The sequence below is a fragment of the Tardibacter chloracetimidivorans genome, from assembly GCF_001890385.1.
GTDB lineage: Bacteria > Pseudomonadota > Alphaproteobacteria > Sphingomonadales > Sphingomonadaceae > Tardibacter > Tardibacter chloracetimidivorans.
Genome location: NZ_CP018221.1, coordinates 1,390,863 through 1,415,890 on the forward strand (window position 1 = coordinate 1,390,863; position 25,028 = coordinate 1,415,890).

The 25,028-nt window shown below is 64.5% G+C and carries 23 protein-coding genes; 4 read left to right on the top strand and 19 right to left on the bottom strand.

From position 1 onward, the window contains the following. Positions 1 to 38 precede the first annotated feature (38 nt). From BSL82_RS07265 to BSL82_RS07275, 3 genes are read right to left on the bottom strand one after another with little or no spacing between them, the layout of a single operon-like run. A complete protein-coding gene (locus tag BSL82_RS07265) occupies positions 39 to 968 on the bottom strand; it encodes a cation diffusion facilitator family transporter (protein ID WP_072596683.1) in 930 nt (309 codons plus the stop codon). A 26-nt stretch (positions 969 to 994) separates the two neighbouring features. After that, positions 995 to 1,981, bottom strand: a complete 987-nt coding sequence (gene bioB / locus BSL82_RS07270) for a biotin synthase BioB (protein ID WP_072596684.1) — start codon at positions 1,979 to 1,981, stop codon at positions 995 to 997. 23 nt (positions 1,982 to 2,004) lie between these two features. After that, entirely contained in the window at positions 2,005 to 2,379 is a 375-nt protein-coding gene (locus BSL82_RS07275) for a YkvA family protein (RefSeq protein WP_072596685.1), read from the bottom strand. Positions 2,380 to 2,422: 43 nt separating this feature from the next. On the opposite strand from BSL82_RS07275, the gene dgcA reads away from it, so the two are divergent. Then, a complete protein-coding gene (gene dgcA, locus BSL82_RS07280; protein ID WP_072596686.1) occupies positions 2,423 to 3,421 on the top strand; it encodes an N-acetyl-D-Glu racemase DgcA in 999 nt (332 codons plus the stop codon). On the opposite strand, the gene BSL82_RS07285 is transcribed toward dgcA, so the two are convergent. The 4 genes from BSL82_RS07285 to BSL82_RS07300 all read right to left on the bottom strand — a co-directional run bounded on the left by BSL82_RS07285 (position 3,418) and on the right by BSL82_RS07300 (position 6,188). Then, positions 3,418 to 4,569 carry a mechanosensitive ion channel family protein gene (locus BSL82_RS07285; RefSeq protein ID WP_072596687.1) on the bottom strand — a complete coding sequence of 384 codons (1,152 nt, stop codon included), beginning with the start codon at positions 4,567 to 4,569 and terminating at the stop codon, positions 3,418 to 3,420. The genes dgcA and BSL82_RS07285 overlap by 4 nt on opposite strands. Before the next feature lie 18 nt (positions 4,570 to 4,587). Continuing rightward, a complete protein-coding gene (locus BSL82_RS07290; protein ID WP_072598660.1) occupies positions 4,588 to 5,589 on the bottom strand; it encodes a DNA topoisomerase IB in 1,002 nt (333 codons plus the stop codon). A gap of 69 nt (positions 5,590 to 5,658) precedes the next feature. Continuing rightward, complete coding sequence (locus BSL82_RS07295; protein ID WP_072596688.1) at positions 5,659 to 6,003, bottom strand: hypothetical protein; 345 nt, start codon at positions 6,001 to 6,003, stop codon at positions 5,659 to 5,661. Further along, positions 5,991 to 6,188, bottom strand: a complete 198-nt coding sequence (locus BSL82_RS07300; RefSeq protein ID WP_072596689.1) for a hypothetical protein — start codon at positions 6,186 to 6,188, stop codon at positions 5,991 to 5,993. Before BSL82_RS07300 ends, BSL82_RS07295 begins: the two co-directional genes overlap by 13 nt. Positions 6,189 to 6,286: 98 nt before the next feature. Here BSL82_RS07300 and BSL82_RS07305 point away from each other — a divergent pair, with 98 nt between their 5' ends. Further along, positions 6,287 to 6,943, top strand: coding sequence for a S24 family peptidase (locus tag BSL82_RS07305; RefSeq protein ID WP_083579092.1), 657 nt, complete (start codon positions 6,287 to 6,289; stop codon positions 6,941 to 6,943). 9 nt (positions 6,944 to 6,952) lie between these two features. Here BSL82_RS07305 and BSL82_RS07310 read toward each other — a convergent pair whose 3' ends face one another. Continuing rightward, positions 6,953 to 7,177, bottom strand: coding sequence for a hypothetical protein (locus tag BSL82_RS07310; RefSeq protein WP_072596691.1), 225 nt, complete (start codon positions 7,175 to 7,177; stop codon positions 6,953 to 6,955). A gap of 69 nt (positions 7,178 to 7,246) precedes the next feature. Between BSL82_RS07310 and BSL82_RS07315 the strand changes: the two genes are divergently transcribed. Further along, positions 7,247 to 9,229, top strand: a complete 1,983-nt coding sequence (locus tag BSL82_RS07315) for an autotransporter assembly complex protein TamA (protein WP_083579093.1) — start codon at positions 7,247 to 7,249, stop codon at positions 9,227 to 9,229. After that, positions 9,229 to 13,422 carry a translocation/assembly module TamB domain-containing protein gene (locus BSL82_RS07320; protein WP_083579094.1) on the top strand — a complete coding sequence of 1,398 codons (4,194 nt, stop codon included), beginning with the start codon at positions 9,229 to 9,231 and terminating at the stop codon, positions 13,420 to 13,422. The genes BSL82_RS07315 and BSL82_RS07320 overlap by 1 nt, the downstream gene beginning before the upstream one ends. Positions 13,423 to 13,428: 6 nt before the next feature. On the opposite strand, the gene BSL82_RS07325 is transcribed toward BSL82_RS07320, so the two are convergent. The 11 genes from BSL82_RS07325 to BSL82_RS07375 form a co-directional block, all read right to left on the bottom strand. Further along, on the bottom strand, positions 13,429 to 13,881 hold the full coding sequence (locus BSL82_RS07325) for a COG3650 family protein (RefSeq protein WP_072596692.1): 453 nt from the start codon (positions 13,879 to 13,881) through the stop codon (positions 13,429 to 13,431). 55 nt (positions 13,882 to 13,936) lie between these two features. Beyond that, entirely contained in the window at positions 13,937 to 14,632 is a 696-nt protein-coding gene (locus BSL82_RS07330; RefSeq protein WP_072596693.1) for a c-type cytochrome, read from the bottom strand. Between the two features lie 16 nt (positions 14,633 to 14,648). Beyond that, entirely contained in the window at positions 14,649 to 15,008 is a 360-nt protein-coding gene (locus tag BSL82_RS07335) for a cytochrome C oxidase subunit IV family protein (protein WP_072596694.1), read from the bottom strand. Positions 15,009 to 15,019: 11 nt separating this feature from the next. Then, a complete protein-coding gene (locus tag BSL82_RS07340; protein WP_083579095.1) occupies positions 15,020 to 15,712 on the bottom strand; it encodes a heme-copper oxidase subunit III family protein in 693 nt (230 codons plus the stop codon). 42 nt (positions 15,713 to 15,754) lie between these two features. Continuing rightward, positions 15,755 to 16,396 carry a cytochrome c oxidase subunit 3 gene (locus BSL82_RS07345; RefSeq protein WP_072596695.1) on the bottom strand — a complete coding sequence of 214 codons (642 nt, stop codon included), beginning with the start codon at positions 16,394 to 16,396 and terminating at the stop codon, positions 15,755 to 15,757. Then, on the bottom strand, positions 16,393 to 18,138 hold the full coding sequence (locus BSL82_RS07350; protein WP_072596696.1) for a cytochrome c oxidase subunit I: 1,746 nt from the start codon (positions 18,136 to 18,138) through the stop codon (positions 16,393 to 16,395). Before BSL82_RS07350 ends, BSL82_RS07345 begins: the two co-directional genes overlap by 4 nt. Then, entirely contained in the window at positions 18,138 to 19,010 is an 873-nt protein-coding gene (locus tag BSL82_RS07355) for a cytochrome c oxidase subunit II (RefSeq protein WP_072596697.1), read from the bottom strand. The genes BSL82_RS07350 and BSL82_RS07355 overlap by 1 nt, the downstream gene beginning before the upstream one ends. 283 nt (positions 19,011 to 19,293) lie before the next feature. Next, positions 19,294 to 21,303, bottom strand: coding sequence for an elongation factor G (locus tag BSL82_RS07360; protein ID WP_237267737.1), 2,010 nt, complete (start codon positions 21,301 to 21,303; stop codon positions 19,294 to 19,296). Positions 21,304 to 21,451: 148 nt separating this feature from the next. Continuing rightward, a complete protein-coding gene (locus BSL82_RS07365) occupies positions 21,452 to 24,151 on the bottom strand; it encodes a valine--tRNA ligase (protein WP_072596699.1) in 2,700 nt (899 codons plus the stop codon). Between the two features lie 44 nt (positions 24,152 to 24,195). Beyond that, complete coding sequence (locus tag BSL82_RS07370; protein WP_158010738.1) at positions 24,196 to 24,804, bottom strand: ATPase; 609 nt, start codon at positions 24,802 to 24,804, stop codon at positions 24,196 to 24,198. Beyond that, a complete protein-coding gene (locus BSL82_RS07375) occupies positions 24,804 to 25,013 on the bottom strand; it encodes a hypothetical protein (protein WP_158010739.1) in 210 nt (69 codons plus the stop codon). The genes BSL82_RS07370 and BSL82_RS07375 overlap by 1 nt, the downstream gene beginning before the upstream one ends. Between the last annotated feature and the right edge of the window lie 15 nt (positions 25,014 to 25,028).

Sequence of the window (25,028 nt, forward strand, 5' to 3'; positions counted from 1 at the left end):
CCCCGCGCCCTTGGCCCGGGGTCTCATTTTTTTGAATTCTACACCTTGTCGGCGGGTGACAGCGCACAGGCGTCGTCATCTCCGGTTTCGATCTGCAAGGTGACGTGGCTGATATGGAATTGATGTTCCAGCTGCCCCGCCGCGTCATGCAGGAACGGGTCGCCCGGATGCCCGTCCGGCAGAACGAGGTGGGCGGTCAGCGCAGTCTCGGTCGTGCTCATCGCCCATATGTGGAGGTCGTGCACGCGGGCGACACCCGGAAGCGAGGCCAGCAGCCGCTCCACCGCACCGGGATCTATTCCGGAAGGCACTGCCGCCAGCGACAGCGTAACCGATTCCCTCAGCAGCCCCCAGGTTCCCCAGACGATCACCGCCACGATCACAAGGCTGATGGCCGGGTCGATCCACAACAGGCCCGCGAGGCCGATCGCCACGCCCGCCACCACCACACCGACCGATACCGCAGCATCCGCCGCCATATGAAGATAGGCACCGCGCAGATTGAGGTCGTGCTTGCTGCCGCGCATGAACAGCCAGGCGGTGAACCCGTTCACAACGATCCCAATCCCTGCCACCGCAATCATCGTCCCGCCGTCGAGTGGTTGCGGGTCGCCCAGCCGCTCGATCGCAGCGAGCGCGATCGCGCCGGCTGCAAGCAGCAGGAAAATGGCGTTGAACAGCGCGGCGAGGATCGACGATCCCCGCAGCCCATAGGTAAAACGCGGGGTCGGCCTCAGCCGTGACAGCCCATAGGCGATCCATGCGATCACCAGCCCAAGCACGTCGGACAGATTGTGCCCGGCATCGGCGAGCAGCGCCATGGAATTGGCGATGAAGCCATAGCCCGCCTCTATGGCGACAAAGACAAGGTTCAGGCCGATGCCCAGCGCAAAGGCGCGGCCAAAGTTTGCGGGGGCGTGCGTGTGGCCATGGTCATGCGCATGATCGTGCCCGGCATGACCCGTCATCTCGTCAGCCCTTGCCGGATGGGCGCTTATTCGGCGGCAATCTGACTCATCCCATAGACGCCCAGCTTCTCGAACAGCGCCTCGTCCCTGGCGTCGCCTGCGTTGGGCGTGGTCAGCAGCTTCTCACCGAGAAAGATCGAGTTCGCGCCGGCAAGGAAGCACAAAGCCTGCAATTCTTCCGACATGGATTCCCTGCCGGCCGACAGCCGGACGACCGATTGCGGCATCATCAGGCGAGCCACCGCAATCGTCCGCACAAATTCTATCGCATCGATCTGCACGGAATCGCCTGAAAGCAACCGGTCGCCCAGCGGGGTGCCGGACACGGGCACAAGCCCGTTGATCGGAACCGATCCGGGATGCTCCGGCAGATTGGCCAGCGCCATCAGGAAGCCTGCCCGGTCGTCCCGCGTCTCGCCCATGCCGATGATGCCGCCGCAGCAGGTGTTGATCCCCGCCTTGCGCACCCGCTCCAGCGTCTGGAGCCGGTCGTCATAGGTCCGGGTCGACACCACATTTTCGTAATATTCGGGAGAGGTGTCGAGGTTGTGGTTATAATAGTCCAGCCCAGCCTCGGCGAGCTTCCCGGCCTGATCGTCCGTCAACATGCCCAGCGTCATGCAGGTTTCCATGCCCAGCGCGCGCACCTCGCGCACCATGGCGCAGATCGCGTCCATGTCGCGGTCCTTGGGCTCACGCCATGCAGCACCCATGCAGAAGCGTTCCGCTCCGCCGGCCCTGGCTTCGCGCGCGGCTTCGATAACCGCATCGACGGCCATCAGCTTTTCGGCTTTCAGCCCCGTCTTGAAGCTCGCGCTCTGGCTGCAATAGCCGCAATTCTCGGCGCATCCGCCGGTCTTGATCGAAAGCAGCTGCGCCTTCTGCACTGCATTGGCGTCAAAGTGCTGCCGGTGCACCGTTTGCGCGTCGAACATCAGATCGGCGAAGGGCCGGGCGAACATCGCCAGCACTTCGGCCTTGTCCCAGTCATGACGCACCACAGACTCGTTCATCCAATCACCCCTGACAGGCGCTGCTACCAATAGCGCCAGCTCCATACATAAAAGCCCACCAGTCCAAGCACGGCCGCCCAGATGGCCACGATCAACACTGCACCGCCCCGGCTGATCGGCCGCTGCGATGCGATTTCCGCCGTCCTCAGATGCTCGGCAAACTGTTCGCCGGGCACCAGCTTCACGAACACCCATATACCAGCGGGAAGAATGATCAAATCGTCGATCAGCCCCAGCAGCGGCACGAAATCGGGAATGAGGTCGATCGGCGACAGCGCATAGGCCGCGATCAGCCAGCCCCACAGCTTTGCATACCACGGCGTGCGCGGATCGCGGATCGCAAGCCACACGGCGTGCGCGTCCCTTCTCAGCACATGGATTCGGTCGCTGCTCGGCATATCGCTCCTCGCTTGGCTTCCTCCAAACCGCTAGTGGAGGCGAATGGCAAGAACTGTCTTGGCAAGGACGCAACGATTTCCCGTCGCCGGGACGTTCACCATCGCGCGCGGCGCAAAGACGCATGTCGATGTCGTCGTCGCCACCATCAGGCAGGACGGGTGGACCGCACAGGGCGAAGCAACACCCATATATTATCTTGGCGAGAGGGCGGAAGGCGTCTGCGCGCAAATCCGGGAAGCAGCACCGTTGCTCGCCAAGCGCTCCGTGAACGAAGCACGCGAAGCCCTCCAGACCCTGCTCCCGCGCGGTGCTGCACGCAACGCGCTCGACAGCGCCCTGTGGTCACTTGAAGCGCGGCTGTCACTACGGCCCGTATGGCAACTCGCAGGGCTGGGTCCGCCTCGCCCGCTCGCCACCGCCTATACCATTTCCCTTGCCGACCCGGCCGTCATGGAATCCACCGCCCGCAACGCCGCGGCTGCGGGCTACGCGCTTCTCAAGGTCAAGCTCGGCGGCGATGCCGATATGGACCGGATCGCCGCCGTCCGGCGCGGATCGCCCGCTGCCCGCCTCATCGTCGATGCCAATGAAGCATGGGCCGGGCTTGATCTCGAAGCACAGGCGGCCGCGCTGCGTCCTCATGGGGTCGAACTGATCGAACAGCCGGTCCCTGCCGGCGAGGACCATCTGCTTGACGGGCTTCGCTCGCCCATCCCGATCTGCGCCGATGAGAGCTGCCAAGATCATGGCGACCTGCCCCGGCTGGCCGGCCGCTATCAGGCGATCAACATCAAGCTCGACAAGTGCGGCGGCCTGACCGAGGCGCTGAAGCTGGCGGCACAGGCGAGCGCGGCGGGAATGCAGATCATGACCGGCTGCATGCTTTCAACCTCGCTCGGCATCGCCCCCGCCCTGCTGGCGGCGCAGACCAGCCGCTGGGTCGACCTCGACGGACCGTTGCTGCTCGCGCGTGACCGACCGCACGCCATCCGCTTCCGGGATGGAATGGCGGAACCCGCCTCGCGGCGGCTTTGGGGCTAGGTCGCAGCTTCGTTCTTGTCCAACTGCATCACCAGCCCGCTTTCCGGATAGGGCAGGACCATCGTTCCATCGGGCGCGGCGGTGAAGGTGGTCTGCGTGGGATAGGCGAACTCGAATCCGTTTTTGGCGAACATGCGGATGATGTCGAAGCCCACGAGCGACCGCAGCGCCGTCACCTCGTCATAGTTCTCGCTCAACACGTCGAACAGCAGTTCAAAGTCCAGGCTGCTGGCGTTGAAGTTCAGAAAGCTCGACCGCACGAACAGGCACTTGTCATGGCGGTCGACGATTTCGCGCAGTAGGTTCGGCAGCTTTTCCAGCATCTCCACCGGCGTCTGGTAGATCACCCCCAGCGTGAAGCTGATCCGCCGCCGCTCCAGCCGGTCCATGTTGCGCACCTCCTTGTTGAGGAGGTTGGCGTTGGAAATGATGATCCTCTCGCCGGTCAGCGCCCTGACGCGGGTGGTCTTCAGCCCGATCGCCTCGACCGTGCCGACGCTTGTATCCCAGCCGATCGGATCGCCTTTCTTGAAAGGCTTGTCGAACAGGATCGAAAGCGCTGCGAACAGGTCTGAAAATATGCCCTGCGCCGCAAGGCCGATCGCGATGCCGCCAATGCCGAGACCGGCGACGAGCGCGGTCACGTTCACGCCCAGATTGTCGAGAATGAGGATCGCCGCCAGCGCAAAGGCCGCGATCGAGACGAGCAGCCGGATGATCCCGAGGGCGGACGCCAGAGAGCCTTCTTCGTCACCGCCCGCAGCCGCCCGGTGCTCCACCCAGCCAAGCACCAGTTCCCTCAGCCAGATCGCGCCCTGCAATGCGGCCGCCACGGTGAACAGGAAGTGGGTGGCGTTGCTCGCGGCGGGCGGAATGGCGGCGACCTCCACCACGACCAGCGCCGCCAGCGCGATCATGAACCAGAGATGGGTTTTGCGGATCACGCGGCTCACCACCAGGCGAAGCGTCGAAATGCCCTGTTCCCTGCCCAGCCACGCCCCGAAAGATCGGACCGCAAGCAGCAGAATGACCAGCAGCGCCGCTGCGATCAGCCCGCCCAGAATGTCGAGGCTGTTATTCGCCAGCCAGGCCCAGCTTTCCGCCAATGTCTGGCGAAAGGCGGAAATCTGCCGGTCAACTTGCTCCATCGGTTCCTCGCGATTGTGTCAGGCCGCCTTGCTAACCCTATCCGCCCGTTGAAGAAAGTCTATCAGCCCCCGCTCGTGCCGGGAGAGGTAGCGGGTGGCGCGCGGAAGCCGCACCGTGCCCGGCCCTTCGCCCAGCTTGGCGATGTCGATCAGATGCGGGTGAACATAGGATTTGCGCGCAACCGCAGGCGTGTTGCCAAGGGCCGCGGACACCCTTTCCAGCAGTCCCTTCAGCGTAATGCCCTGTTCGCCCGCCTCGACGATCGCCGCATAGGCGATGACGCTCGCGCCCCAGGTGCGAAAATGCTTGGCCGTGAAGTCGCTTCCGGCCGCATCGCGGATATAGGCGTTGACGTCGCCGGACGTGACTGGATGCCGCGCGCCATCTTCATCCACGAACTGAAACAGCGTCTGCCCCGGAAGATCCTGGCAGCGCTTCACCACCCGCGCCAGCGTGCGATCGGCCACCGTCACCTGATGCTGCTTTCCGGATTTGCCGCGATATTCCAGCCTCACGCGACCCCCCGTGATCCGCACGTGCCGGTCCAGCAGCGTGGTCGCGCCGTAGCTGCGGTTGGATTTCCGGTAGGCGTCGTTTCCCACCCGCACCTTGCCCAGATCAAGCAGCCGCACCACTGCCGCGACCACCGTCTTCTTTTCCGCCCGCCCGTTTCGCAGATCGCGCTCCACCTGCCGCCGCAATCGCGGCAGCGCTTCGCCGAACTGAAGGCAGCGGTCGTATTTCCTTGCTTCCTGGGCCTCGCGATAGGCGGTGTGGTAGCGGTACTGCTTGCGCCCCCGCGCATCATATCCGATGGCCTGCAAATGCCCGTTCGCATCAGGGCAGAACCAGCAGTTCACATAGGCAGGGGGAAGCCCGATGCCGTTCAGCCGCCGGATTTCTTCCGCGTCCTCGATTCGCCTGCCTCGCGCGTCGAAATAGACCCAGCCGATCCGATGCTTTTTTCGGGTGATCCCCTTTCCGGTGTCATCGACATAGACGAGCGCCGCCAGGGGCAAATCGGGTTCATGAGCCACGCGACCTAAACCCGATTACCCCCGCAGGGTTCCTGCCCGCGCGGGAAGCTTCTAATCGGCGACCGTCAATGCCTCGAAGACCAGGCGGTGCGTGGGATGCGGGCAGCCGTCGCGCATTTCATGTTCAATCAGCGAAATGTCCGCCACGATATGGCCCGGCATCACCAGTTCTGCGGTCGCAAGCTCGCGCACCAGCGCATCGACGCGCGCAGCATCGCCTCCGGTGAAACTCAGTTCAAGACGGTGGCGATGCCCGCTGAATGTGGCGCTGGCCCAGCCTTCGCTCGCCGTCGCCTCCACCACCATGGCGGGGAAGCTCTGCTGCCGCTCGTCTTCCAGGAACCGGCGGATGGCGCGCAACAATGCGCCCTGGACGCCTGAAATCACCGGTCGCATTTTGTCGCCTCCTTGTTGTGGCTGTTGATGAAGGCGAGCACGCGCCGCTCCATTCTTTGTCCGGGCTGACGTCCCCGTCTCAGGTCATGGACCAGCCGGGGGTCGCGCACGGCCCTGCGGCCAAAGAGGGTCGGCGGCGTGCCGGTTTCCTTCAGGTGACGCTCGATCTGCCATAGCAGGCTCATGTCGCTCCTTTCCGCGATGCTCGAAATGAATCTGTTCCCGCTATGTTCCGCTAAATTTCCTACTTGTCTAGGATTTTTCCTAGACATATATGTTAATAATGAGCAATGAAGCTGTACGATCGCGGCTGGATGCACTGATTGGCGCCAAAGGAGAGGATTATTCCTCGATCTCGCGGCTGATCGGTCGCAATGCCGCCTATATCCAGCAGTTCATCAAGCGCGGCATCCCCCGGCGTCTCTCTGAAGGGGACCGAAAGCGAATCGCGCGCTATTTCGGCGTCGGTGAGGAAGAACTGGGGGGACCCGCCGCGCAGGAGGATGAGTCCCTCGCATCCGAATTCGTGCTTGTCCCCCGCTTCGACGTCGGGGCCTCGGCCGGGCCGGGCGCCCTGGCCGACCGCGAACGCGCGACCGACAGTGTCGCCTTTCGCGGTGACTGGCTCAGGCGCATGGCGCTCGGCAATCCGCGCGATCTGTCGGTGATCCGGGTGACGGGCGATTCCATGTTTCCCACCCTCAGCGACGGCGACGAGATTCTGGTGGATGCGTCGGACGCCGCCGGCCGGCTGCGCGACGGCATCTATGTCCTTCGGGTCGACGGCGCGATCATGGTGAAGCGGCTCGCCGTCAATCCGGCCGGCCATGATTTCACCGTCACAAGCGACAATCCGGCCTATCCGCCATGGACGGGGCTGGACCTGAACGCAGTGACTGTCATCGGCCGCGTCGTCTGGATGGGCCGCCGGATCAGCTAGGTTTCGGCCTTACCGGCCCCGGCGCATCAACCAGTGCAGCGTGGCAAAGGCGACGCCGCCCGCAAGCCCGACCAGCAGCCCCAGGCTGGGTTCACCCAGATAAAGCCCTGCCCCCGCGCCCCCCAGCAGAAACAGCGCGACGAAAATGCCGCCGCCCGTTCCGGTCTTTTCTTTCCTGTCGATCATACCCTGCTTTGGCACGGCCGCGTGGCCCATGCCAGCCTTCAGCCGCATTTCGGAGCAATCCGCCGCACGGCAGCCCTATTTCTTCCGCTCGACGCGGAAAGCCGATAGACAGTGCCGATGCAGCTTCCTCGGGCAGCGGCGGTCGCCGCGTTGATCTACGGTTTTGTCCTCTGCCCGCCCGCTCTGGCGCAGCAATCCACAATGCCGGACTCGACTGCGCCTCCTCTGTCTTCCGGCGAACTTGCGCCTGACTCGCCGCTCGCACCGTTGTCGGACCTGGAGGTTCCCTGGCCCGAAATCGAGGACGCAGCCTCAATTCCCGGCGAAACGGATTCGGCGGTTCCGCCCGATCAGGCGGAACGGCGCTATTCGATCCGGGTCGAAGGCCTTGATCAGGTGGCGGGCGACGGCATCCGTCGGCAATTCGATGAGCTTTCGTCGTTGAAACGCGAAGCCGAGGGCGACGCCGACGCCAACGCCGCGCAGATCGACCGCCGCGCGCGCGAGGATGTGGAACTGCTTCAGGACCTGCTTCGCGCGGCCGGCTATTACGAGGCGCGGGTGGAACGGCTCATCACTGCCGCGCCGGAAGACAAAACCCGGCTCCTCGTCACCTTCACCGTCGATCCGGGCAAGCTCTTCACCTATGCGATGGTCGATGTGACCGGGGTGGAACCCATCCGCTACGATGAGGTGCGCGGCCTGCTGAAACTCCAGTCGGGCGATCCGGTAGATACAGCCCGCACGCAGGCTGCGGAACTTGGCCTCAAGACCGATCTGCCGCGCCACGGCTATGTCTTTTCCAACGTGGGCGCGTCCGAGATCGTGGTCGATTTCGAGAGCGAGACCGGCAGCTATTCGATACCGGTCGAAACCGGCCCGCTGGCTCGCATGGGCGCGATCCGCGTCAGCGGCGACAGGATTTTCGGCCCGAAGCACATCGGCCGCATCGGGCGGTTCAATCCCGGCGATGTCTATGACGCCGACGACATCACCGATCTGCGTCGCGCGATCATCGCCACCGGTCTCGTCTCGGACGTGGATATCACTCCGGTGCGCGGAGCCGCCCTGGCCGACGGGTCCGTGCTTGCCGATCTGGACGTCCGGATGAAGTCGGCGCCGATGCGCACCATCGCCGGATCGGCGGGTTATGACACCGGCCAGGGGGTCCGTGCGGAAATCAGCTGGCAGCACCGGAACCTCATCAGGCCGGAGGGAGCCGTCACCTTTCGCGGCATCGCCGGCACCAAGGAGCAGCTTGTCGCGGCCGAGCTTCGCCGTTCCAACTTCAAGCGGCGCGATCAGGTGCTGACCGGGCGCGTCGCTGTGCAGCGGCAGCGGCTTGACGCCTATGACGCGGAAACCGTCTCCATCGGCGGCGGCATAGAACGGCAGACCAATATCATCTGGCAGAAGAAGTGGGTGTGGGCATTAGGCGCCGAAATCGTCGCCACGCGCGAGGATGACAATTTCTCCCGCCTGGGGCTGCCCGATACGCGCACCTATTTCATCGCCGCGACACCTGCGCGCCTCGCCTATGACGGTTCGGACGACCTGCTCGATCCGCATCGCGGCTTTCGCCTGTCCGCGCGCGTATCGCCGGAGCTGTCGCTTCAATCCGGCCAGTCCGGCTATGTCAAAAGCCAGATCGACGGCTCCGCCTATATGCCGCTCGGGTCGGACAATTATGTCCTCGCCGGACGTCTGCGCTTCGGCCAGATCAGCGGCGCGCCGCTTTTCAACATCGCGCCTTCGCGCCGCTTCTACGCGGGTGGCGGCGGCTCGGTCCGCGGCTATGGCTATCAGGCGATCGGGCCGAAAGACCTGAACAACGATCCGATCGGCGGCCGCAGCCTGACCGAGGCAGCCATAGAGGCGCGTATCCGCTTCGGCAATTTCGGCGTCGTCCCCTTCCTCGATGCGGGACAGCTTTACACCAGCAGCCTCCCCCGCTTTTCCGGCATGCGCTATGGGGCAGGCCTCGGCGTGCGCTATTATTCCAGCTTCGGACCGATCCGCGTCGATGTCGGCACTCCGCTCAACCCCGGCCCGGGCGACGGCCGCATCGCGCTCTATGTGTCGCTGGGGCAGGCGTTCTGATGACAGAAAGCGCCCCCCCTCCCGCCCTTGAGGATGAAGACGAAGGCCGGTCGGTGCTCGCGCGGCTTCTGCTGTGGTTCGGCTTCGGCCTCGCCTCGCTCGCGCTCTTTGCCGCAGCGCTCGTCGTGGTGCTCGACACCGGCCCTGGCCGACGCTTCGTCGCCGATCAGATTCAGCGCGTGGCGCTGGGATCGGGCCTGCGCATGTCGATCGGGCGGATCGAAGGCTCGATCTACGGCCGGATGACGTTGCGCGATGTGCGCCTGTCGGACACTGAGGGCATGTTTGCCGATAGTCCCGAATTGACGGTGGACTGGCGACCGGCGGCGTGGCTTGCGAACCGGCTCCAGATCAACGAGTTCGCCTCGCCGCTCATCCGCCTCCACCGCCTCCCGAAGCTCGCGCCGAGCGAGCGCAAGGACGGCGCGATCCTTCCCAGCTTCGACATTCGCGTGGCGAAGCTCCAGATCAACCGCCTGTGGTTTGGCCCCCGGGTCGCGGGCGAGCCGCGAAGCGGCATCATCATTGGCGAGGCCGACATCCGCTCGGGACGGGCGCTGATCCAGCTTGCGGCAAAACTGCGCGACGGGGACGACAGGTTCGCCTTCATCCTCGACGCCGAGCCGGACCGCGACCGCTTCGATCTCGATGCCGGAATGTTCGCGCCCAGCGGCGGGTTGACGGGCCGGCTGCTCGGCTTGAAGCAGGCGATGGAATTGCGCGTGACAGGCGACGGCAGTTGGCAGAACTGGACCGGCAAGGCCAACGCCCGCGTCGACGATCTCCACCTGCTCGACCTCACACTGGTGATGTCGAAAGGGCAGTTCGATCTGTCGGGCACCGCCGCGCCGACATCCCTCCTTTCCGGAAAGCTCCAGCGCCTCACCGCGCCGCGCGTGTTCATCACCTCGGCCGCCAAGCTGGAAGCACGCCGGCTCGATCTCACTGCATCGCTGCGTTCGGCCGCCATTCAGATCGATTCGGCCGGCATGCTGAATCTGGCCGAAAGCAGCTTCGAAGGCTTTTCCGTCAACGCGGTCCTGCTGAAGCCCGAGGCGCTGTTCCCGAACATGAGCGGGCGCGACATCCGCCTGCGCGCGACCGTGGCCGGGCCGTTCTCCGCTCCAACCCTCGAATACACCGCCACCAGCCCCTTTGTCGCATTCGACAACACGGGCTTCGAGCAGGCGCGGTTGAGCGGGCGGGCGACCCTCGTCGGCGATCGCAAGACGATCCCTGTCACCTTCACCGCGCGCCGCGTGACCGGCGCTGGCGTTGAGGCGGAAGACATATTGCGCAACCTGCGCGTCGACGGGCCGCTTTTCCTCCAGAACAACCGCCTGTTCAGCGACCGGCTTGCCGTGCGCTCCGACAAGGTAAACGGTCGCGGCGGTCTCACGCTCGATCTCAGGACCGGCGTCTACGCAGTGATGCTGGACGGAAAGCTCAACCGCTATCTGATCCCAGGCATCGGCATCGTCGACGTCGAGACCCGGCTCAAGGTGGTTCCCGGCGCGCCGCGTGGTTCGATGCTCACGGGCACCGCCAAGGCATGGGTCCGACGGCTGGACAATGCCTTTTTCCGCAGCATCACCGGTGGCCTGCCGGTGATCGAGACCAGCCTTGCCCGCGGACCGGATCGGGTCATCCGCTTTTCGAACACCCGCCTCAGCGCGCCTGAAATCCAGCTTTCCGGCGCCGGGCTGCGCAGGACGGACGGCAGCTTCCGTTTCGAAGCGCGGGGAAGGCAGGACCGCTATGGCGCTCTGGAACTCGACCTCGACGGGCCATTGTCCCGCCCCCGGGTAGATTTGCTGCTCGCGCGCCCGCACCTGGGCGCGGGACTTGCCAATGTATCGATCCAGCTCCTCCCGCAGGACGACGGCTGGCGCTATACGGCGGACGGCCAGTCGATCCTCGGCCCGTTCAACAGCAACGGACGGCTGCTCTCGCCGCCCGGCCAGCCTTTCGTCATCGACGTCGCCCGGCTGTCAGTAGGCGGCACGACGTCCAGCGGCGTGCTTCGTTCCGCCACCGGCGGGTTTTCCGGAACGCTCGCCCTGTCAGGGGGCGGCGTCAGCGGCCAGATCGCGCTTCGCCCGGTCAACGGTGTACAACGCATCGACGCCGAACTGGACATTCGCCGCGCCCGCTTCCCCGGTCCGCCCTCCATCTTCATCGGCCGTGGCAGCATCAACGCAATGGCGATGCTCTACCCGTCCGGGCCGACGGTGAACGCCACCGTCAACGCCAGGCGGCTACGCTACGGCCGGATGCTGCTGAGCGAGCTTACCGGCAGCGCCGACATTGCCAATGGCGCGGGCAATGTGAACGCAAAGCTTGCGGGCACGGCCAACATCCCCTTCAGCTTCGACGCCAAGGCCAGCTTTTCGCCCGAGAGCATCACCATCGGCGGCAGCGGCTCGCTTGAAAACCAGCCGATCAGGCTCGTCAGCCCCGCCGTCCTCGCGCGGGAAAAGGATGACTGGGTGCTGCGCCAGGTGCGGGTCGAGTTTGCCGGCGGCACGGCCGATCTGTCGGGCCGCTGGGGCCATGCGCGCATGGTCGACGCAAAACTCAATGACATCGGCCTCTCCATGCTCAACCTGTTCAACCCGGAGCTTGGCCTGTCCGGCCGCGCGTCGGGAACGATATCCTACAGCCAGGCGGCCAGGGGTCAGCTCCCCAAGGGCCGCGTCGCGCTTACGGTCCGCAACCTCAGCCGGGCCGGACTGGCGCTCACCTCCACCCCGTTCGACCTTGGCGTCGCGGCGCTGCTTGATGGCCGGGTGGGCGCGCTTCGCGGCGTCATCCGCTCAAAGGGCCAGATCGTCGGCAGGGCGCAGGGGCGCATCACTCCAATTCCAGGCGATGCCGAAGACCCGCTGCTGGAGCGGCTGTTCGCCGCGCCACTGTTCGCCCAGCTTCGCTACAATGGTCCGGCTGAGGCGCTCTGGCGGCTGACAGGCATCGAAACGCTGGACGTCTCCGGCCCTGCGGCGATCGCGGCCGACATCGGCGGCAGATTTGGCGAGCCGGAGATTCGCGGCGTCTTCCGCACCTCCGCCGCGCGCGTCGAAAGCCGGGTGATCGGAGCCGTCGCCAATCAGATCAAGGCGGAAGGAAGGTTCAACGGGTCGCGCCTCGTCATCCCGCGCTTCACCGGCGTCACTCCGAACAAGGGCTCGGTCAGCGGCAATGCCGTGATCGAACTGTCGGCCGAGACCGGCTTCGGGCTCGATGTCCTCGTCAATGCCGAAAATGCGCGCGTCATCGACCGCGACGATCTGCGCGCCGATGTCACCGGGCCGATCCGGCTGAAGTCCGACTCCAGCGGCGGCCTCATCAGCGGCAAGGTGCGGGTGGACCGCGCCCGCTTCCGCCTGGGTCGCGCGGCTGCAGCCGCCGTGCCCCGGATGGAAGTGCGGGAGGTCAATCGCATCGCGTCAGGGGAGGAAGACGAAGAACCCGCCAGGCCGTGGAAGCTCGATATCGAGGCATCGGGCCGCAATCAACTGATGGTCACCGGCCTTGGGCTGGATTCGGAATGGCGGGCAGACCTACAGATCGGCGGCGACACCAACCAGATGGCGATTTCCGGCACCGCCAATCTGGTGCGCGGCGCCTATGAGTTTGCCGGCAAGCGGTTCGAGCTGACGCGCGGGCAGATCCGCTTCACCGGCGAATATCCGCCCGATCCCACGCTCGACATCGCGGCCGAAGCCAATGTGCAGGGTCTGTCCGCCACCATCCGCGTCACGGGCACCGGCCTGCGGCCCGAAATCACCTTCGCAAGCATTCCGGCGCTGCCGGAGGACGAGGTGCTGTCCCGCCTTCTCTTCGGCACCTCGGTCGCCAATCTGTCCGCCCCCGAGGCGCTCCAGCTTGCCGCCGCCGCCGCCTCGCTGCGCAGCGGCGGGCGCAGCGCGGGCAATCCGCTCAACAAGCTGGGACGCGCCATCGGGGTGGACCGCATTCGCGTACTTCCCGGCAATGATCAGACCGGACAGGGCACCACCGTCGCCGCAGGCAAATACATTGGCAAGCGCGTCTATGTGGAGGTCGCGTCCGATGCGCAGGGTTATTCGGCGACCCAGATAGAGGTGGAGCTGACCCGCTGGCTCTCGGTCCTGTCGCGCGTTTCGACGCTTGGCGAAACCAGCGTCAACGTGAAGGTGTCGAGGGACTATTGAGCCCGGTCAGCCGGGCCTGCCGCAGCCGCGCAATTCCTTGCCGTCCACGGTGAGGCGCGCCGTCATCGGATAGGCCGCGCCCGACATGTCGTCGGTGCATGCGACAGGAGACAGCTCCAGCGTCAGCCTGTGCCCTTCGGTGGCGACGCTCCAGCGCCGCGCGCCGCCGGGCAGAAGCTCGGTCGCAGGCGCGGGCGTCATGATCCTGAGCGCGCCATAATCGCCCGTATAGTCCAGCAGCGTCCCTTCATCGATCTCGACCCGCCACCCCGGTTCGTTCCCTGCCGCCAGCCAGTCCACATCGGCGCTGGACGGCCGCACCATCGGCGGAGCCTCCTCCTTCGGTGGCTGCACTGCCTCGTCCGCCGCCGCAGCGGGAGGCTCTGCCTCACGACTTGCACATCCCGCCAGCGCCATGGCCAGCATGATCAGTGTGGGGCCGGCCGTGAGTGCGCGCATATACCGTCTTTCGATCCGTCGTCGGGCGGTCACCATGCACCAGCCCGAGGCCGGATCATAGTCCGGCCAGCTTGTCCTCCGCCGGCGGTTTGGGTGCGGGCAAGGCAACATTGCCGGAACCATGGCTGGCAAGCCAGGCCAGCAGATGGGCGCGGTCCTGCGCCCGCCGCATGCCCGCATAGCCCATCCTGTTGCCCGGGATCGCCCGCGCAGGGCTGGCGATATAGGCATCGAGCGCTTCATAGCTCCAGGTGCCGCCATGGGCCTTCAGCGCTGCGGAATAGTTGAACCCGCCGTGGGACCCGACCGGCCGCCCGACCACCGCCCAGAGATTGGGGCCAAGCAGGTTGGGACCGCCCTGATCGAAGCTGTGGCAGGTAGCGCACACCTTGCCCAGCCGTTCACCCTTCGCCGGATCGGCGCTTGCCAGCAGCGTTCCGAGATCAGGCGGGGGCGCGACAGTCGCGACAGCGCCGCCCGCCGTTGCAGGGACAGGGACCACCGCCTTGTGTATGTCGGCCATATAGGCCTTCAACTTCAAATAGCCTCCCGGTTCCCCCGCCCCGTCGGGCCAGTCCCGTTGCAGCGCCGCCAGATCGACGGCGGGCGCATCATAATCGGGAATCTGATAGGCCAGGCGCGCGGGATGGTCGACCGTATAGACCAGATCGGTGAACCAGCCGATCGCATAGATCGCCAGCGCCGAACCGGCGATCGCGCTTCCCACCCGCGTCCATTCCCATCGGTCCATGCTTGCCCTCCCCCGCTCAGCCGAAGAACAGGATGCGCGTCCAGAATGTGTAGTTCGATTCGATCAGCATGATCGCGACCAGTGCGATCAGGCACAGCGGCGGGACGAGCACCGCATAGATCAGCGCCAGCCGCTCCCACACCATGTGCATGAAAACGGCGACGATCAGCCCCGCCTTCAGCATCATGAATATGAGGATCAGCGACCATCGGAGCACACCCTGCACGTGAAAATAATCGACCATGTAGGACATCGCGCTCAGCACGAAGAGATAGCCCCACACTTTCAGATAGACGCTGATCGGGTGATGGCTGTGGCCATGTGCGTCAGCGGCTGGCGCTGTCGCTATTCGTCCATGTTCGGGCACGTCCGCCATAAGGCCTCCCCTCACCACAAATAAAAGAACGCGAAGATGAACACCCAGACGAGATCGACGAAATGCCAGTAAAGGCCCGCGATCTCGACAACCTCGTAATTGCCGCGCCGTTCGTAGCGTCCGCGCAGCACCTTGATCGCGATGGTCGTCAGATAAATCACGCCCGCCGACACATGAAGGCCGTGAAATCCCGTGATCATGAAGAAGGACGCGCCGAACTGCTCGGCGCCCCAGGGGTTGCCCCATGGCCGTACGCCTTCATGGATCAGCTTCGACCATTCAAAGGCCTGCATGCCCACGAAGGACGCGCCGAGAAGGGCGGTGGCGAACATCAGCGCGGCGGTCTTCTTCCGGTCGCGGCGGTATCCGAAGTTGACCGCCATCGCCATTGTGCCGCTGCTGCTGATGAGGACGAAGGTCATGATCGCGATCAGGATCAGCGGGATCGACTGGCCGGCGATCGTCAGCGCGAACACCTCGCTCGCGTTCGGCCACGGCACCGTCGTCGATGACCGCACGGTCATGTAGGACACGAGGAAGCTGGAAAAGATGAAGGTGTCCGACAGCAGGAAGATCCACATCATGGCCTTCCCCCAGGGGACGCCCTTGAACACCTCCCTGTCGGAAGCCCAATCCGTGGCGAACGCTTCCGCGCTATGCGGGTCCGCTGCGATCTTGCCCTTGGTGGCCATGCTTTGCGACATATTCAATCCACCCGTTTCCGGACGATGGAACCCAACGCGAACTCAGCTCAACATCAGCAATCCGAACATCGCCAGCCACACGACCAGCAGGAAGTGCCAGTAGCGGGCGCAGAGATCGACGGTGAGCAACAGCTTTTCAGGCGGCGCGCTGCCCAGCAGTCGCGCAAAGGCGCGGCTCCACACGATCAGCCCGCCGACGAGATGAAGCCCATGCAGCACGACCAGCACATAGAAAAAGGCGACGGCCATGTTGCGGGTCATGAAGTATCCGCCGTCTTCCAGCAGTCGCCAGACCGCAAGCTGGCCAAGCAGAAAGACGAAGCCGAGCGCGCCCGCCATCGCAAGCGCCCTTTGCAGCACGCGCGCATTGCCCTCCCGCGCCGCCGTCAGCGCCCAATGCCAGGCAAGGCTGTTCAGCACCAGGATTCCGCTGTTGTACCAGAGCAGCCAATTCTTCGGCAGCGGCCGCCAATCCTGCGGCATATTGTGTTCGCCGCCATGGCTGCCGCTCATCAGATAGCCCGCCAGGATCAGGCCGAACATCACGGTCGCGGCGGCGAAATACAGCTTCAGGCCCGTGACGGCCGTCCGCCGCAGATCGCCGCCCGCGCCATCGGCGGCGGCCCATGCGTGGTGCCCCGGCGTCGTCCAGGGCTTTTCGGCGAGCTGGCGGAACAGGTTCATGTCGGATGATGCTGGATGCCCGCGCCCGGCGGTTCGGTCTGCGGGATGAAGTCGGTTTTCGCACCCGGAACGCTATAGTCATAGGCCCAGCGATAGACGACCGGACGCTGCGGCCCCCAGTTGCCATGGGCGGGCGGCGTATCGGGCGTCTGCCATTCCAGAGAGGCCGCGCCCCAGGGGTTGGGGTCGGCCTTAGGCCCTTTGAACAGGCTCCAGATCATGTTGTAGAAGAACAGTATCTGGGCGGCGAACACCGCCAGCGCCGCAATGCTGATCCATTCGTTCGCCAGATGCGCCGATTCCGGGATGAACGAGGTCTCGCCCAGCGCGAAATAGCGCCTCGGCACGCCAAGGAACCCCAGATAATGCATGGGCAGGAAAATGGCATAGACACCGATGAAGGTGATCCAGAAATGCCACTTGCCCAGCGTATCGTTCCACATGCGGCCGGTGATCTTGGGATACCAGTGATAGATTGCGCCGAAGATGACGAGGATCGGCGACACGCCCATCACCATGTGGAAATGGCCGACCACGAAAAACGTGTCGGACAGCGGCACGTCCACGCTGACATTGCCAAGGAACAGGCCCGTCAGGCCGCCATGGATGAAGGTGAAGAGAAAGCCGATGGCGAACAGCATCGGCACGCGCAGATGGATGTCCCCGCGCCAGAGCGTCAGCACCCAGTTGTAGACCTTGATCGCCGTCGGAATGGCGATGATCAGCGTCGACGTGGCGAAGAAGAACCCGAAATAGGGGTTCATTCCGCTGACGTACATGTGATGCGCCCAGACGAAGAAGCTCAGCGCCCCTATGATGACGATGGCCCACACCATCATCCTGTAGCCAAAGATGTTCTTGCGGGCATGGACGCTGATCAGGTCCGACACGATACCGAAGGCGGGCAGCGCCACGATATAGACTTCGGGATGGCCGAAGAACCAGAACAGGTGCTGGAACAGGATCGGGCTGCCGCCGCCATGTTCAAGCTGCTGCCCCATTGAAATGACCGCCGGGATGAAGAAGCTGGTGCCGACGATCCGGTCCAGCAGCATCATGATCGCCGCCACGAACAATGCGGGGAAGGCAAGCAGACCCATGATGGATGCGACGAAGATGCCCCACACCGAACAGGGCATTCGCATCAGCGTCATGCCCCTGGTGCGCGCCTGCAGAACCGTGGTCACATAGTTGAGGCCGCCCATGGTGAAGGCGATGATGAACACCGCCAGCGACACGAGCATCAATATGATGCCCAGATCGTTGCCGGGCGTTCCCTCCAGGATCGCCTGGGGCGGATAGAGCGTCCACCCCGCCCCCGTCGGCCCACCGGGCACGAAGAAGCTGGCCGTCAGGATGATGACCGCGAGCAGGTAGAACCAGAAGCTCAGCATGTTGACGAAGGGAAACACCATGTCCCGCGCGCCCACCATAAGCGGGATCAGATAATTGCCGAACCCGCCGAGAAACAGTGCCGTCAGCAGATACACCACCATGATCATGCCGTGCATGCTCACGGCCTGGAGATAGTTCTCGGGCGTAATGAACGAGAATGTGTCCGGAAAGCCGAGTTGCAGGCGCATCAGGGCAGAGAGCACCAGCGCCACCAGCCCGATGGCGATGGCCGTCAGCGAATACTGGATGGCGATGACCTTGTGATCCTGCGACCAGATGTACTTTCCGATGAACGTCTTCGGATGGTGCAGTTCTTCGTCTTCATGATCGATGGTAACCGTCGCCATCATTCCCCCCCGGAACCCGGCACGCGCGGCGTGTCCGCCCGCGCAAGCCGCACCTCGTCCCCCGCCCTCGCGGCAGCAAGCTCGGCGTTGATCTGGGCGAAGGTCAATTGCTCGCCCAGCCAGTTGTCGTATGATTTCCGGTCGGCCACCACCACGGTGCCGCGCATGGCGTGATGGCCGACGCCGCACAGCTCGGCGCACAATATGTCGAACGTGCCGGTCCGCGTCGGCGTCACCCAGAAATAGGTGAGTATGCCCGGCACCAGGTCCATCTTCGCGCGGAAGTGCGGGACATAGAAATCGTGCAGCACGTCCTTGGACCTCAGCAGCACCTTCACCGGCCTGCCGACGGGCAGATAGATCTCGCTCGCCTCCACCAGCACATCGTCCTGCCCATAGGGGTCGTTCGGGTTGATGCCGAAGGGATTGTCGACGCCGATGTGGTGGATGTCGGCCGTCCCCAGCACGCCGTCATTGCCCGGCAGGCGGAAGCTCCAGCTCCATTGCTGGCCCGTCGCCTCGATCACTGCGGCTTCCTTGGGCACGGTGACATATTCATTCCAGGCGACAAGGCCGGGCGCCAGCATTCCCGCGATGCCGATACCGGTCCACAGGGTCAGCCGCTTTTCAAGCGCTGCGTTTTCCGGCTCATAGTCGGCGCGGTGGCCTTTGCGGTGGCGGTAGCGGATGATCGCCAGCGCGATGAACAGGTTGATCGCGATGAACACGATCGCGCAGATCCAAAGCGTTACGTCGAGAGCGCTGTCGATCGAGCCCCAGTTGGAGGCGATCGGCGTCTGCCACCAGGGACTGAAGACGTGGAACAGGACCGACGCCACAACCAGCAGGATCAGGACGACCGCTACCGCCATGACGCGGCTCCGATCCCATGCGCCCACAAAAAACGGCGCATGAAAGCGCCGTTTGCGATCATCGATGGCGACAGGGCCTCAGCGCCGCGCACATTGCCATGCGACGTCTGATCCATTTCGCGTGCCGTCCGCCTCGTCATTACTGCCTCTCCAACAGCAACGGGGGAACTCTGGCATGCCGAGTCGGCGCTTTTCTTATCCGACCCGGCAAGCGGGTACGCTACCAACCTATGCGTTCACTATAGAACGCCGCGACTTCAATGGGAAGCGATGATCCCTTCCCTCATGCTGCGACCCGCGCCTGTTGCAGAACTTCGCTGGCGAGTTTGCCGCCAAGTTCGCGCAAATGGTCGTGTTCGGCGCGGAATGTCGCAAGGCCCTGGCTCAGCGAGCGCAGCTCGGCGTCCAGTCCCTGCAACTCGGCTTCGGGCAGCAGCACCTGAAGCTCGTCCCAGCGCGACCAGCCGTCCAGGGGCGCCATGCCCAGCATCTGTCCGCGCCTGCTCGCGACCGCCGAACTGACGCGCGACGTCGCGCTGCCCGGCGTCCTGATCGTCAACCGGCAGACCGGCTCCAGCAGATGGGGAGAGGCGGCCGCCAGCGCCTCCGCCATTGCGATGCGCCCTGCCGTGCGGAAAGACAGCTCCGAACTGTCGACGCTGTGATAGGAGCCGTCGAGCAGCGTCACCGCCACATCCACGACCGGAAAACCGAGCGGTCCCTTCGTCATCGCGTCGCGAACACCTTGCTCGACGGCCGGAATCCACTGCTTGGGCACTGCGCCGCCAGAGATCTTCTCGTCAAAGCGAAAGCCTTCGCCGCGCGCGAGCGGCTTCAGCTCGATCACCACATCGCCGAACTGCCCATGCCCGCCCGACTGCTTCTTGTGCCGCCCTCGCTGGGTCACGGTCTTTCGAGCCGACTCGCGATAGGCGACGCCGGGCTTGCGGCTATCCACCGCAACGCCATAGCGCTGCTTCAGCCGGTCGAGGGTGACGGCCAGATGCTCGTCATTCACGCCCTTCAACAGCGTCTCATGAAGCAGCTCGTCCTGCCCCCAGCGCAGCGCCGGGTCTTCCTCCGTCAGCTTGTTGAGCGCCATCGACAGGCGGACATCGTCCTTGCGGTCGCGGGTCACGATCGCAAGCGCCGCATTCGTCTCGGGCATTTCGGTCACGATCCGCCGCGCGCGGGATCGCCCCCCGATGCTCAGCAGATAGCCCGCCTGCACCCCCTCCGCCTTGCCGATGCCGACGATCTCGCCGTCCCGTGCGCGCGCCGTCTTCGCCGGTGTCGCGCCCTGCACCGTGAACAGCGCCCCCGCGCGGATCATCTCGCCGTCCGCGCCCGCGAATTCCGCGCCTTCGTTCACGCCCCCGCCAAACACGCGCGCATAGGCGATCCGCCCCATCGCATTGCCATTCGACACGCGAAACACATAGGCGGAAGGGCCGTTCGCCCCCAGCCGATCCGCCGCGCGGTCGGGATGGGGCGTATCATGCCGCAGCATCTTCAACAGGCGGCGAATGCCGAAGCCCGTCGTCGCCGACCCGAACAGCACCGGCACCACCAGGTTGGACGCCGTTTCGCTCGCAAGGTCCGCTAGCACCGTCTCCTGGCTCGGGGCCTTGTCTTCCAGAAGCTGCTCCAGCAGCACATCGTCATGGTCGGCAAGCTGTTCCAGCATGTGAAACCGGTCGGCCGCTTCCCGCATTGCAAGGTCGGACGGAATGTCGATCCGCTCCGACGGCGCGCCCGGCCGATAATGATAGGCGCGTTCCAGCGCCAGATCGATAAAGCCGGTGATCCGCTCGCCCTCACGTATCGGAATCTGCCGCGCGACCAGCGCCGCCGCGCTCATCGGCTGCAGCGCCGACAGCAGCTCGCGGATCGATCCGCGCGCCTGATCGATGCGATTGACGAAGATCACATGCGGCACGCCCAGCGACTCGAGCTGCCGCAACGCGGGTTCGGCGAGCGGGGCGCGCACCGGATCGGGGTCGACGACGACGATCGCAAGGTCGGCCGCGCCAAGCGCCGCAGCGCCGCTTGCCGAAAATCCGGGCGATCCGGGCGTGTCGATCAGCCCGTAATCGTCGCCCATATATTGAAATCTAAGGAGATTGGGTTCGGTGGAGGATTGCCGTGCCCGCGCTTCCGGGCTGGAATCTCCAACTGTGGTGCCGGCTTCCACGCTGCCTTGCCGGCTGATCTCGCCACTTGCGTAAAGCAGCGACTCGGAAAGGCTCGTCTTGCCCGCGCCACCAGGCCCGACGAGCGCAATGACCCTCATTGCGCTGCATTTTCCTTCCATGACTGCATCTCCTCCTCGGCACGGCGGTCGCCACACTCATACGGAAGGCGCTACGCCATCGGGCCAAGGGTCTGCCTTTATGAGGCAGAGCGCAAGGGGGGTGTTACAGGTGAGCCTGTCCGGAGTGTCAGCCGAGGCGGTTCAGCGCCGCCCTCAGCCGCTCCGCCTCAGCCGAGCGCGCGGCATGGTCCTCGCGCGCCTGCGCGACGGCCTCCGGCTTCGCCTTTTCGACGAACGCCGGGTTGCTGAGGCGGCCAGCCAGCGAATCCCGCTCCTTCTCCGCCGTGGCGACCGCCTTCTGGAGCCGGGCCTTTTCGGCGGCGAGATCGATCACGCCTTCCAGTGGAAGCACAAAGGTCGCCTCATCGACGATGACCTGTGCCGCGCCACCGGACGGGGCGGCATCGTGGCCGACGCTCTCGATACGGGCGAGCCGCTTCAGCGCCGCATCGTGGCGGGACAAGCGCACGGCGGTAACGTCGCCTGCATCGCGGACGTGAAGCGCGAGGCGCGCGCCCGGCGGGACGTTCAACTCCGACCGCGCCGCACGGATTTCAGACACCAGCCGGACCAGCCAGTCAATCTCGGGTCCGGCCTCCGGATCAAGTGCCCGCGCGTCGGCCATCGGCCAATGGGCGAGGATGAGATCGTTCGCACGCGGACTCATCGCGTGCCAAAGTTCCTCGGTGATGAACGGCATGAACGGGTGCAGCATCACAAGAATCTGGTCCAGCACCCAGCCCGCAACGGTGCGGGTTTCCTCATCGATCTGGCCCTTGATCAGTTCCAGATACCAGTCGCAGAAGGTCGCCCAGACGAAATGGTAGATGGTGTTGGCGCTTTCGTCGAAGCGGAACTCCGCCATGGCGAGGTCCAGCGCCTGCACCGTCTTCACCGTCTCGCCGATGATCCAGCGGTTGACCGGCAGCGTCGCGGCGGGCGGCTCCATATGGGCGCTGCCGCCGATGCCGTTGGACTGGCAGAATCGCGCCGCGTTCCACAGCTTGGTGGCGAAGTTGCGATAGCCCTCCACCCGCTTTTCGTTGAGCTTGATGTCGCGGCCCTGGCTTTCCATCGCCGCCAGCGTGAAGCGCACCGCGTCCGCGCCATATTTCTCGATCAGCTCCAGCGGATCGACGGTATTGCCCTTGGATTTGGACATCTTCTGGCCCTTGGCGTCGCGCACCAGGCCGTGGCAGTAGACCGTCTTGAACGGCGCTTCGCCCATGAAGTGAATGCCCTGCATCATCATCCGGGCGACCCAGAAGAAGATGATGTCAAAGCCGGTGACCAGCACCGAATTGGGGTAATATCTTTCCAGAGGAGACCCGTTCATCCCGAGCGAAGTCGAGGGACGTGTCTCGACTGCGCTCGACACGAACGGCTCCTTTTCCGCTTCATCCGGCCAGCCAAGCGTGCCGAACGGCCAGAGCGCCGATGAGAACCACGTATCGAGCACGTCGGTGTCGCGCGTCAGCGTCGCATCGGGGCCAGCCTGCGCCCGCGCCTGCTCCTCATTCTCGGCGACGAAGACATTGCCGTCGCCGTCGTACCACGCCGGAATCTGGTGCCCCCACCAAAGCTGACGGCTGACGCACCAGGGCTGGATATTCTCCATCCAGTTGAAATAGGTCTTGGCCCAGGTTTCCGGCACAAAGCGGGTTTCGCCGCTGCGCACCGCCTCGATCGCCGGTTTCGCCAGCGTCGCCGCATCGACATACCATTGGTCGGTCAGCCAGGGCTCGATCACCACGCCGGAGCGATCGCCATAGGGCGTCTGGATGACGCGATCCTCGACCTGTTCCAGCAGGCCCAGCGCCTCCAGCCTTTCGACCACAAGCCTGCGTGCCTCGAAGCGGTCCAGGCCGAGCAGGTCATCGGGAATGCCGCCGCACTGTATCACCCGCGCCTCGGCATCCAGCATGTTGAGCATTTCGGCGGGCCTGAAACCGGCACGCTTGCCCACCTCGAAATCGTTGAAGTCATGCCCCGGGGTGATCTTCACCGCACCCGAGCCAAGCTCCGGATCGGCATGTTCATCGCCGACGATCGGCACCAGCCGGCCGGTGATCGGCAGCTTCACATTCTTGCCGATCCACGCCTTGTAGCGCGGGTCGTCCGGATGAACGGCCACCGCCATGTCCGCCAGCATCGTCTCGGGCCGGGTGGTCGCGACGACGATATGGCCGGAGCCTTCCTCCAACGGATAGCGGACATGCCAGAAATGCCCCTGCACTTCCTTCGTCTCCACCTCCAGGTCCGAAATCGCGGTGCGGAACTTCGGGTCCCAGTTGACGAGGCGCTTGTCGCGATAGAGCAGGCCCTGGTTGTAAAGCTCGACGAACACCTTGATGACGGCGGCGGAAAAGCCCTCGTCCATCGTGAAGCGCTCGTTCGCCCAGTCGCACGACGCGCCCAGGCGGCGGAGCTGCCGGGTGATCTGGCCGCCCGATTGAGCCTTCCATTCCCAGACATGCTCGAGAAAGGCCTCGCGGCCCATCTCCGCGCGCTTCTGCCCCTGGCTTTCCAGCAGCCGCTCCACCACCATCTGCGTCGCGATACCCGCATGGTCTGTGCCGACGACCCAGAGCGCATCCTTGCCCTTCAGCCGCGCGTGGCGGATCAAAATGTCCTGCAACGTATTGTCGAGCGCATGGCCGATGTGGAGCGAGCCCGTCACATTGGGCGGCGGAATTACGATGGTGAAAGGCTCCGCATCGGGCCGTTCGGGCCGGAACGCGCCGGAGCTTTCCCAATGCGGATACCAGCGCGCCTCGATGGCGGCGGGGTTGAAGGTCTTGTCGAGCTGGCCAGTGGTGTCGGTCATGATGCCGCCGCTCTTAGCCGCACCTGTCCGTCGGGGAAAGCCGTTCAGTCGGTGCCGGCTTGCAGCGCCTCGATCAGGTCGCCCGGGGCGGAAGGATCGACGATAATGGTGCCGTCGTCCTGCTTTTCGCCAATACGCCGGGGCGCGGCGCCACTGTTGTCGAACATGTCCACGCGGTCGGCTTGGTCCAGAAACCATTGCAACTGCTCGAACGATCGCTTCCGCCGTCCAAACACCTTGTCTTCGGGCACGTCATGGCCGCCTTTTGCAACCCTTATGCGGATACGTTCCATCTGGAGTTCGGCGCTTTTCAGAACCACATAGACCAGCCGCACCGAAAAGCCGAGGTTGCGCGCCTTCTCCACCAGCTTACGGTATTTCGGCGTCGACAACACCGTCTCCACGCCCACGCTTCGCCGCACGCCGAGCGAGGCATGAAGCCATGCTTCTATTCGCTGGACTGCGGCCAAATTGGCGGCCTGCTGTTCAAGCCCCTCCATCTCCTTGATTTCGGTGGTGAGAAGATCGGGATTTATGATCCAGATCGACCCATCAAAATCCTGGAGAAATGCGTCGGAATAAACGGTGCTCTTGCCGCTGCCGTTCGGCCCCGCGAAAATCCAGAGCGTGGGCCGGTCAAAATGGTTCGACACTATTCCGCAGCGATGGCGAGTTGCTTTTCCTTGCGCCGCTCACGCGACACATTGGATTTGAAAACCGAAAGAAGGTCGCTGCTGAACGTCTTGCTGTTGACGTCGATCACGCGGACGCGGTGCGCCTTGCCCGACGAATCGCGAACCGTGCGCGTCGTCACTTCCGACGAGCCACTGTCCCTGATCTTCGCAATTCGTAACTTGGCCATCCAATTCACCTCTGA